This window comes from Brevundimonas sp. (assembly GCF_016463485.1).
Taxonomy (GTDB): Bacteria; Pseudomonadota; Alphaproteobacteria; order Caulobacterales; family Caulobacteraceae; genus Brevundimonas.
Genome location: NZ_JAEMRD010000136.1, coordinates 1 through 9,007, shown reverse-complemented (window position 1 = coordinate 9,007; position 9,007 = coordinate 1). Strand labels below are relative to the sequence as shown.

Genomic DNA, 9,007 nt, shown 5'->3' with positions numbered 1-9,007 from the left:
GATGGCGGTGGCGCCGGATTCGTCGGCAACGAACTTGGAGATGAACTTGGTCATGAGAGTTTCCTTGGTTTGAGCGAGCAAAAGGTGGCGGTACTGAAAGGACCATCGGTTTTGCCCGCTGGATCCCGTTTACAAGCCTCACTCTACGGATCAGCTCTTAAATCGAAGTAAAGCGAACAATAACCAAGGTCTTATGAGTGTGGTTACCGAGCTGTTTACTTTGTTTCGCCCTGCCGAGGTCGGCGATCGCCCGCGTTTCAGACTTTCTTGAGATTTCCGGCGCAGGGTCGCGCCCGTCGCATCGCGCGCCCGGACAGATTTCAATGACCCAGGTTTCCAAGCCCCGCTCGATCCTCGCCGCCTCGCTGTTCGCCCTGTGCATGGCCGCGACCCCGGTCCTGGCCCAGTCGGGGTCGATGAGCGTCGGGATCGACCGCACCCAGCGCGTGTCCCTGCGCGGCTCGGTGTCTTCGGTGATCGTCTCCAATCCCGCCATCGCCGATGTGACCGTCGTCGACCAGAACACCCTGGTCATCATCGGCAAGGGCTACGGCCAGACCGAGATCCTCGCGGTCGACGCCATCGGCCGCCCGCTGTTCCAGAACCAGATCATCGTCTCGGGCGGTTCCCCCGGCAGCCTGCGCGTCTGGCGTGGTGGCCAGGCGACCGAGATGGCCTGCGCCGCCACCTGTTCGCCGTCGCTGCGGACCTATGAAAACGCCTCGGCCGCCCCCGCAGCCTCGGGCGTCCCGACGCCTTGAGACCGAACCACCGATGATCCGCCGCCCGACCCTTTCCGCCCTGCGCCGCCGTCGTAACCGCGACGGCTCGTCGGCGGTCGAGTTCGCGATGGTGGCCTTCCCGTTCTTCTTCATGATGTTCGCCATCATCGAGCTGGGAATGGTGTTCGTCACCGATTCCGTTCTCGAGACCGCGGTGATCGAGACCGGGCGGCTGGTGCGCACAGGCCAGGCGGCGGGATCGAACCTGACGGCGGCCGAGTTCAAGACCCAGCTGTGCGGCAAGATGAGCATCTTCAGCGGCCAGTGCACCTCGCGCGCCACCGTCGATGTCCGCGAGATCCCCCAGTTCCGCAACCAGAACCCGCCCGACCCCATGGCCAGCGGAACCAGCTTCGACCCGTCTCAACTGACCTATACGACCGGCCAGCCCGGCAGCCTGATCCTGGTGCGCACCTGGTACAAACAGCCCCTGTTCACCCCGTTCCTGAAGCAGGCCCTGTCGCAGCTCGGCGACGGCGACACCATCATGACCGCGACCACGGCCTTCCGTAACGAGCCCTGGGACCAATGACCGAGCCCAGCAAAGCCCAGGGATTCCTGTCGCGGCTGCGCGGCGATCGGCGCGGCGTGTCGGCGGTCGAATTCGCCCTGATCGCGCCCGTCATGATCACCTTCTATTTCGGCCTGGCCGAGTTCTGCCAGGGCTATATGTCCCAGAAGCGCATGGCCCATACGGCCTCGGCGGTGGCCGACCTGGTGGCCCAGACCGACGTGGTCACGACGGATGAGCTGGACGACATCATCGCCATCGGCGCCCTGATGATGAAGCCGTTCTCGTCGACGACCCTGACCACCCGCATTTCCAGCGTGACCCGCGATGCCAACGGCGTGGCCAAGGTCGACTGGTCGCGCGCCAGCGGCGTGACCGCCTATACGCCCGGTGGAACCGTCACGGTCCCGGCCGACATCATCTCCAACGGCGAAAGCGCGGTGATGTCCGAGACCACCTACGACTACACCTCGCCGATCAAATACCTGATGCCGGCGGTGACCAAATTCTCCAGCGCCTTCTATCTGCGGCCCCGCCGGGTCGACAAGGTGCTGTGCAGCAACTGCCCGACCAGCTGATCCTGCAACGGACTACCCGGTCAGCGCGCGCCGCAGGGCGCCGATCTTGACCTCGGTTTCCGCCAGTTCCTGAGCCGGATCGCTGTCGGCGACGATGCCGGCCCCGGCCTGGGTCCGGACCTGCCACCGGCCGTCGACCCGCTCGAAGCTGGCCGTGCGGATCAGGACCGAGGCCGTCAGGTTCGCGTCCTCGTCCATCAGGAACAGCGACCCGCACCAGGCCCCACGCGGCGGTTCGTGCGCGGCGATCACCTTCATCGCCTGATGTTTCGGCGCGCCCGTTATGGACCCCGGCGGAAAGGTCGCCTGCAACAGGTCGGCGGCGTCATGGTCCACCTCCAGCCGCCCCGAAACGGTCGAGACCAGATGATGCACGGTCGGCAGGGCTTCCTGGGCGAACAGCTTCTCGACCTGCACCGACCCGGCCTCGCAGACCCGCGACAGGTCGTTGCGCATCAGGTCGACGATCATCAGGTTCTCGGCCCGGTCCTTGGCGCTGGCCAGCAGGTCGGCGGCGTTGGCGGCGTCCTGAACGGGGTCGGTATCGCGCGGCCTTGTGCCCTTGATCGGCCGGGTCTCGACGCGGCGGCTCATGGCATCCAGCGTCAGGAAAAGCTCCGGCGAGTTCGACACCAGGGCCCGCTCTCCCAGCCTCCAGAAGGCCCCGTACGGCGCGGCCCCGCCCTGGGCCAGCCGCACGAAGACCTCGAACGGATCGGCCTGCGGCTCCAGCACCGCCGTCCAGCCGCGCGCGATATTGGCCTGGAACAGGTCGCCCGCCCGGATGCGTGCCACCACCTGCGCGACCGCATCGAAATAGGTCTGGTCGTCGGCATCGGGGATCAGGGCCGGGGCGGGCGGTGGCGGCGCTTCCGGCGATCTCGCTCCCGACATCCAGCCCTGTGCGCGGTCGCAGGCGTCGCTCGCCACCGCCTCGTCCTCGCCCCAGCCGATCGCCCGGACCTTGCCCGCGTCATGGTCGAACACCAGCATCGCCGCATACCGCGCCAGCGTCAGGTCGGGCCACACCGTCTCGCGCAGCCCCGTGGCGACCCGCGCACCGGCGTCATAGCTGGCCAGCCCGACAACCCCGGCCGTCAGGACATCACCCGTCAGCCCGGCAAACGGTCCGCCTTCGGCCGCGTCCGGCGTCGTTGCCCACTCGGGATCGACGGCCACGAACGACCGGCTGCCGGGCAGGGCCGGATCGGACAGCAGGCACAGGGCTCCGTCGCGCATCGCCAGCCCGGCGGCGACCTCCAGCGGGTCACGCCAGTCCAGGGTTCGGACGCAACGGACACGTCCGCCGTCGCGGGTCTCGCTCATGCCGCCAGCCGCTCGCCGATCCGATCACGCACGGCCGTATCGACGCCGAGCACGGTCGCCAGATAGGCGTCGATCGACCCGTACCGGTCCGTGATCGCGCTCCACGCCGCGTCCAGATAGGCGGCCTCGACGCCGAGAAAGGCGACCAGGGCGCTGTGCGACGGTTCGCGGCCCGTCGTCTTCTTGAGGTTGGCCGCGATCCTGGGCGCGATCCGCACCATGTCCACCGCCGTATTGGTCAGCAGATAGTCTTCCATCAGGTCGTCGTGCCTGACCCCCAGGATGTGATGGGTCAGGGCCGCAAGCAGCCCGGTGCGGTCCTTGCCCGCCGCACAGTGGATCAGGACCGGCCGGTCGCTGTCGGCAAGGGCGCGGAAATAACCGCCGAAGGTCTCGATATGGGCCGGCGAGAAGGGCATTGCGCGGTACAGGCCGGTCATGAACTCACGACCGCTGTCGGCGGTCAGGTCGGCGGTCTTCAGGAAGGTGACGTGCGGTGCCTCGCCCGCCGCGTCCAGATCGCTCTCGATGACCCGGCCGTCGAAGGCGGCATGGCGCCGCGACGGTTGCTGGGTCCGCTCCACCTTGCGGCGCAGATCGACGATCGTGCCGAGACCCAGTCCGCCCAGCCTCTCCAGGTCGGCGTCGTCCAGCCGGTTGTGATGCCCCGACCGGAACAGCCGACCGGGTCGCACCCGCCCGCCCGCAGCCGTGGCGTAGTCGCCGTAGTCGCGCAGGTTTTCGAGGGTGGCGAGCTTGAGCAGGCGCGAGGTCATTCGCCTCTATAGGTCGCTCCGAGGGCTGGCCGCCAGCCCCGGTCGTGGCGTCAGCGCGCCGCACCCGTCAGGCCGGCCATGGCGTCGAGATAGGCGACGAAGGCGGTGCGCCCCGCCTCGGTCATGCGGGCCTCGGTCAGGGGCTTTCGACCCTGGAACCGCTTTTCGATGGCCACGAACCCGGCGTCCTCCAGCTTCCGCAGGTGCACCGACAGATTGCCGTCGGTGGTCTGCAGCCGGGCCTTCAGGGTGTTGAAGTCGGCGCTGTCGACCCCGGCCAGCACGGCCATGATCCCCAGCCGGATCCGTCCGTGGATGACCTCGTCGATGCGGCCGATGTCGAACGACGGATCGCTCATCAGCCCTGTCCTTCGGCCGCCCGGACCCTGCGCATCAACAGCCACCCCGGCACGGCCATCAGGCCGAACAGGCAGGCGGCATAGGCCAGATATTGCCAGGTCGATCCAGTGAAGGCAGCCAGCACGGGCGCGGCGACGAACGACGCGACCGACAGCCGCCACAGGAAGGCCGAGCGGAACATCGCCCCGCTGACCGCCCAGCCCAGGCCGTAGAAGACCATGATGACCGACGGGATCAGGCCCAGCGCTACGGCCGAGACCTCCGCTCCCATTCGCCATCCCATCAGTCCCATCGAGACGAACAGCGTGAAGATGCCCAGCCCCACGGCGCTCCAGACGGTCGCCGAGGCCCGGTTGGCGGCCGTGCGGACCCCGGCTGACCGGCCCGTCCGGATACCGTGGATCGTCGCGAACGCCACGAAGGCGACGGTGATGACCGGCCAGACGATGGCCAGGCTGGACGGCGCGATCGGCAAGGCCTGCGACAGCACCGCCCATTGATACAGGCTGGCCCCGCCGAAGAGCAGGCCGGCGGCCAGGAGGGTCGCCCCGCCGCGCAGGGGTTCGGCCGCCCCCTCGGCGGCGAGGTTGCGCATCCAGGCGATGTCGGCGGCCTCGGCCGGGACGTGAGGTTCGGTCATGGTCGTCATTCCCTTCAGATTCGGCCGCGGAAGACCAGCGCCAGCCCGGGCAGCAGGGCAAAGGCCACCAGACCGCCGGCATAGGCCAGATATTGACCGGGCGTCCCGACCAGGGTCGCGACCCCGCCCGCCGCGCACAGACACCCCGCGGCGACCGCCCCGATCCAGATCCTGCGCGTCCGCACCGCTGCGGTGCCCCAGGCGATGCCGTAAAGCGCCAGCCCGACGACCGAGGTCCACATCATCAGGCCCCACTGACCCGTCGCGGCCGATGCGGCGACCAGCACGAGGGCCGCGCCGATCTGGCTCAGGATGGCGAACCGCGACCAGACGGCGGTGCGGCGGCCGGCCTCCCCGCCCGCGGCCCTCAGCTGGCGCAGGATGACGAGGAAGGTTCCGACCGCGATCGGCCAGGTCAGGGACAGCACCGCCGGATGCAGGTCCAGCGCACCGCCCAAGATGGCCCACTGCACCGCATTGGCCATGGCGAAGATCGATCCGGCGGCAATCAGGTTGCGCCCCGAGGCGACGGCCAGGGTGGTGTCGGTCGGTGCCGCAGCGCGGCCCAGGGAGACGGAAGAGGCGAGGGTCGATGTCATGGCGCGCTCCGTTGAAGTCCCCGCCTTATCTCTCATAGACTTTGGAATGTAAAGTGCTTTCTCGGTCTGCCTTGGGCTTGACGACAGGACGCGCTAACAGCGGCCATGCGCATGAGCTTCCACCGCATCGCCTATGAGGCGCTCGAGGTCTGCAACGCCGTGGACCTCGACGCGATCGAGGCCGCGATCGCCCTGACCGACCTGACGCCAGGCGCGCTCGCGCTCGACATCGGCTGCGGCAACGCCTCCGTCTCGATCCGGCTGGCCGAGCGGTTCGGCCTGTCGGTCGAGGCGGTCGAGATCGACCCCGCCATCATCGACCTGGCTCGTGATCGAGTCGTTTCGGCCGGGCTGGACGGTCGGGTGATCCTGCGCAAGGGCGCCTCGCCAGAGGTGCTGGCGATCTCGTCGCCCTACGACCTGATTGTCGCCCTGGGGGTGATCGAGCCGACCGGGCCGGGCGTCCGTGCGCCCCGCGCCATGCTGGAGGGTCTGCGTGCCCACCTGTCGCCGGGCGGCTGGCTGTTGTGGGGTGATCTGGTCTGGCTGGATGAGCCGCCGGGACCGCTGCGTCAGCTGGTCGAGCTCAACAACCTCTACACGGATCACGACGGCTGGCGGGCCGCCGCCGACGCTGCAGGCTTCGAGGTCGTCTCGGCCGCCCTGTCAACCCAGGCCCGGTGGGACCGTTACGGCGACACCATGCAGGCCGCCGTCTACGCCTGGCTGGACGCCAACCCGACCCACCCGGACGCCCCGGCCATCGCGGGCCGCGCCCACCAGCTGAAGCTGATGTTCGATTTCGGACGCGGGGTCATGGGATTTGGCCTGTATCTGCTGCGAAATCCAGACTGATCGCCTTCAGGGAGCGAGGCCGTTCAAGCCACGGCTGACGGGCAATGTCGCCTGGCCTTCGCTGGAAGCCGTAAAGGAAACAGGAATACTTTCCTCATCGGCCCTTGCGCCCGGTCTCCCGTGTCCCATCTGTCTGTTCGGGTCTTTGACATGTTCCAGCCGACCAGCAGCCGCACCTCCGGTTCAGGCTCCGTTCGCCCCGCCGGCAGGGAGATCAGCCGCCCGAGAACGACGGATTGATCACCTCCCGTTTGGCACTCTGGCGGTTTGGCGGTCACTTTTTCGACCGCCACCGCCAACCTGGCTTGCCGGGAACGAACAAGCTGGACCGATCGTCCTCGCCAATTTCATAGGAAGCGCCTATGTTCGCCTCCATGCTCCCGACCCTGCGCCAGCTCCAGTACCTGAAACTCCTGGCCGAGCATGCCTCGTTCAGCCGGGCGGCCGAGGCCGCTCACGTCAGTCAGCCGGCCCTGTCGGCCGGTGTCCAGGAGCTTGAGCGTATCCTGGGCGCACCCGTCGTCGAGCGGACCCGGGGCAATGTCCAGCTGACCGCCGTGGGAGCCGAGGCCGTGCGTCGCGCCGAGGACGTTCTGGCCCGCACCGAGGACCTGGTCGAGGCGGCCCGCAGCGCCGGTCGCCCCCTGTCCGGCCGGTTCCGCCTGGGGATCATCCCCACCGTCGCCCCCTTCCTTCTGCCCGCCACCCTGCCGGGGCTGAAGTCGGCCTATCCGGGCTTGCGCCTTTTCATCCGCGAGGACCTGACCCCGCGCCTGATCGCCGGGCTCAAGGCGGGCCAGCTCGATGCCGCCATCATCGCCCTGCCCTATGATGCGCCCGGCATCGACCACGCCCACATCGGCCATGACGAGATCCTGGCCGTGGCCCCGATCGGCCATGTGCTGGCCGCGCCCGGCGCGATCGGGCCGGGCTCACTGTCCTCGTCCGAACTGATCCTGCTGGAGGACGGTCATTGCCTGCGCGACCAGGCCCTGGCCGCCTTCGACATCGACCCGCCGAAGGGTGACGACGTCTTCGCCGCCACCAGCCTGCACACCCTGGTCCAGATGGTCGGATCGGGGCTCGGCGTCTCCTTCCTGCCCGAAATGGCCGTGCGCGCGGGCCTGGCCGACAACCCGGCGGTCGTGACCCGCCACATCACCCCGAAAGGTGCCCGCGCCGTCCCCAGCCGCGAGATCGTCGTCGCCTGGCGATCCGGCTCCAGCCGCGCCGCCGAGGCCCGGCTTCTGGCCGAGGCGATGGCCCAGGATTGATCCTGCCCGGATCACGGTCTTCCCACCGGCCGGTTCGCGTGTAGGGTTGGCCCCATGACCCTGCGCACCCTCGCCGTCTGGCTGGCTTCCCTGCTGCTCATCGGCGGCTTGCTCGCCTGTGCGCCGACACCCGACCCGGTGCTCGTCACTGCCGACGATCGACCGGCCCCCAGCCTGTCCGGACACGACCCGGCCTGGGACAGCGATCCTGTTCTCTGCGGCCGTGCCGGCGGAGCCATCCGGCGCGTCGGGCTGATGAACATGCCCTACTGCGTCATCCCCATGCCCGACGCCGGCAAGGTCTGCACCGACAAGGCCGACTGCACCGGACGGTGCATCCAGTTCGATATCTCCAGGGTCGGCACCCGCACCACCGGCGTCTGCCAGCGCGAGAACGTCCAGTTCGGCTGCTTCTCCGAGGTCAAGGACGGCAGGGCCCAACCCGCCCTCTGCGCGGACTGAGCGGCGGCTGAAACGAAAAGGACCGGCGGATCGCTCCGCCGGCCCTCATTCTCGTCTGCTCGGACGACCTACTCCGCCGCGATCTCTTCCGGCTCGGGCAGGGGCGCATTGGCCGCGCCACCGGCGAGGTTGCGCAGGACGTAGGGCATGACGCCGCCGGCCTTGAAGTAGTCCAGCTCGGTCTGGTTATCGATGCGGCAGCGGACCGGGAAGCGGGCCATCTTGCCGTCCGACGGGCGGAACAGCTCGACCCACAGGTCCTGACGCGGCTTCAGCTTGCCGATATTGACGTCCGACAGGCCACGCACCGTGACGATCTCTTCGCCGGTCAGCCCCAGCTTGACCCAGCCGTCTGCCTTGAACTGCAGCGGCACCACACCCATCCCGACCAGGTTCGAGCGGTGGATCCGCTCGTAGCTTTCGGCGATGACCGCGCGGACGCCCAGCAGACGCGTGCCCTTTGCCGCCCAGTCGCGCGACGAGCCCGTGCCGTATTCCTTGCCCGCGAACACGACCAGAGGCCGACCCTCGGCCTGGTAACGCATCGCCGCGTCATAGATCGACATCGTGTCGCCCGACGGGAAGTGCTTGGTCACCCCCCCTTCGATGTCGGGGGTGATGCGGTTCCGGATGCGGATGTTGGCGAAGGTGCCGCGCATCATGACCTGGTGGTTGCCGCGACGCGCGCCGTAGCCGTTGAAGTCCAGCGGCTCGACGCCGTGATTGACCAGATACTGGCCCGCCGGCGACGAGGTCTTGATCGAACCGGCCGGGGAGATGTGGTCGGTGGTGATCGAGTCGCCGAAGATGGCCAGGACGCGGCCCTCGACGATGTCGGTGACCG

At 68.5% G+C, this 9,007-nt stretch carries 11 protein-coding genes and 1 pseudogene; 6 read left to right on the top strand and 6 right to left on the bottom strand.

The window, feature by feature from the left end:
- Positions 1–323 precede the first annotated feature (323 nt).
- From JHC99_RS15345 to JHC99_RS15335, 3 genes are read left to right on the top strand one after another with little or no spacing between them, the layout of a single operon-like run.
- Positions 324–761, top strand: coding sequence for a pilus assembly protein N-terminal domain-containing protein (locus tag JHC99_RS15345; protein WP_292155314.1), 438 nt, complete (start codon positions 324–326; stop codon positions 759–761).
- Between the two features lie 13 nt (positions 762–774).
- Positions 775–1,314 carry a TadE/TadG family type IV pilus assembly protein gene (locus JHC99_RS15340; protein ID WP_292155312.1) on the top strand — a complete coding sequence of 180 codons (540 nt, stop codon included), beginning with the start codon at positions 775–777 and terminating at the stop codon, positions 1,312–1,314.
- Positions 1,311–1,871 carry a TadE/TadG family type IV pilus assembly protein gene (locus JHC99_RS15335; RefSeq protein ID WP_292155310.1) on the top strand — a complete coding sequence of 187 codons (561 nt, stop codon included), beginning with the start codon at positions 1,311–1,313 and terminating at the stop codon, positions 1,869–1,871. Before JHC99_RS15340 ends, JHC99_RS15335 begins: the two co-directional genes overlap by 4 nt.
- Positions 1,872–1,883: 12 nt before the next feature.
- Here the strand turns inward: JHC99_RS15335 and JHC99_RS15330 are convergent, their stop codons facing one another.
- Genes JHC99_RS15330 through JHC99_RS15310 form a run of 5 tightly spaced genes read right to left on the bottom strand, consistent with a single transcriptional unit; the run spans position 1,884 to position 5,572 of the window.
- The gene (locus tag JHC99_RS15330; RefSeq protein ID WP_292155309.1) at positions 1,884–3,197 is read right to left on the bottom strand and encodes an anthranilate synthase component I family protein; all 1,314 of its coding nucleotides are present in this window, start codon (positions 3,195–3,197) and stop codon (positions 1,884–1,886) included.
- Entirely contained in the window at positions 3,194–3,973 is a 780-nt protein-coding gene (locus tag JHC99_RS15325) for a tyrosine-protein phosphatase (RefSeq protein WP_292155308.1), read from the bottom strand. The genes JHC99_RS15330 and JHC99_RS15325 overlap by 4 nt, the downstream gene beginning before the upstream one ends.
- A 50-nt stretch (positions 3,974–4,023) precedes the next feature.
- On the bottom strand, positions 4,024–4,332 hold the full coding sequence (locus JHC99_RS15320; protein ID WP_292155307.1) for a transcriptional regulator: 309 nt from the start codon (positions 4,330–4,332) through the stop codon (positions 4,024–4,026).
- Positions 4,332–4,973 carry a hypothetical protein gene (locus JHC99_RS15315; RefSeq protein ID WP_292155305.1) on the bottom strand — a complete coding sequence of 214 codons (642 nt, stop codon included), beginning with the start codon at positions 4,971–4,973 and terminating at the stop codon, positions 4,332–4,334. Before JHC99_RS15315 ends, JHC99_RS15320 begins: the two co-directional genes overlap by 1 nt.
- 14 nt (positions 4,974–4,987) lie before the next feature.
- Positions 4,988–5,572 (bottom strand): hypothetical protein, encoded by a 585-nt coding sequence (locus JHC99_RS15310; RefSeq protein ID WP_292155304.1) that lies wholly within the window; start codon positions 5,570–5,572, stop codon positions 4,988–4,990.
- Between the two features lie 111 nt (positions 5,573–5,683).
- On the opposite strand from JHC99_RS15310, the gene JHC99_RS15305 reads away from it, so the two are divergent.
- From JHC99_RS15305 to JHC99_RS15295, 3 genes are all read left to right on the top strand, one after another.
- Positions 5,684–6,427, top strand: coding sequence for a methyltransferase (locus JHC99_RS15305; protein ID WP_292155303.1), 744 nt, complete (start codon positions 5,684–5,686; stop codon positions 6,425–6,427).
- 374 nt (positions 6,428–6,801) lie between these two features.
- Positions 6,802–7,701 (top strand): hydrogen peroxide-inducible genes activator, encoded by a 900-nt coding sequence (locus tag JHC99_RS15300; RefSeq protein ID WP_292155316.1) that lies wholly within the window; start codon positions 6,802–6,804, stop codon positions 7,699–7,701.
- Between the two features lie 54 nt (positions 7,702–7,755).
- Positions 7,756–8,163 carry a hypothetical protein gene (locus JHC99_RS15295; RefSeq protein ID WP_292155302.1) on the top strand — a complete coding sequence of 136 codons (408 nt, stop codon included), beginning with the start codon at positions 7,756–7,758 and terminating at the stop codon, positions 8,161–8,163.
- Between the two features lie 68 nt (positions 8,164–8,231).
- On the opposite strand, the pseudogene JHC99_RS15290 reads toward JHC99_RS15295, so the two are convergent.
- A pseudogene (locus JHC99_RS15290) lies at positions 8,232–9,007 on the bottom strand (aconitate hydratase); the annotation flags it as partial.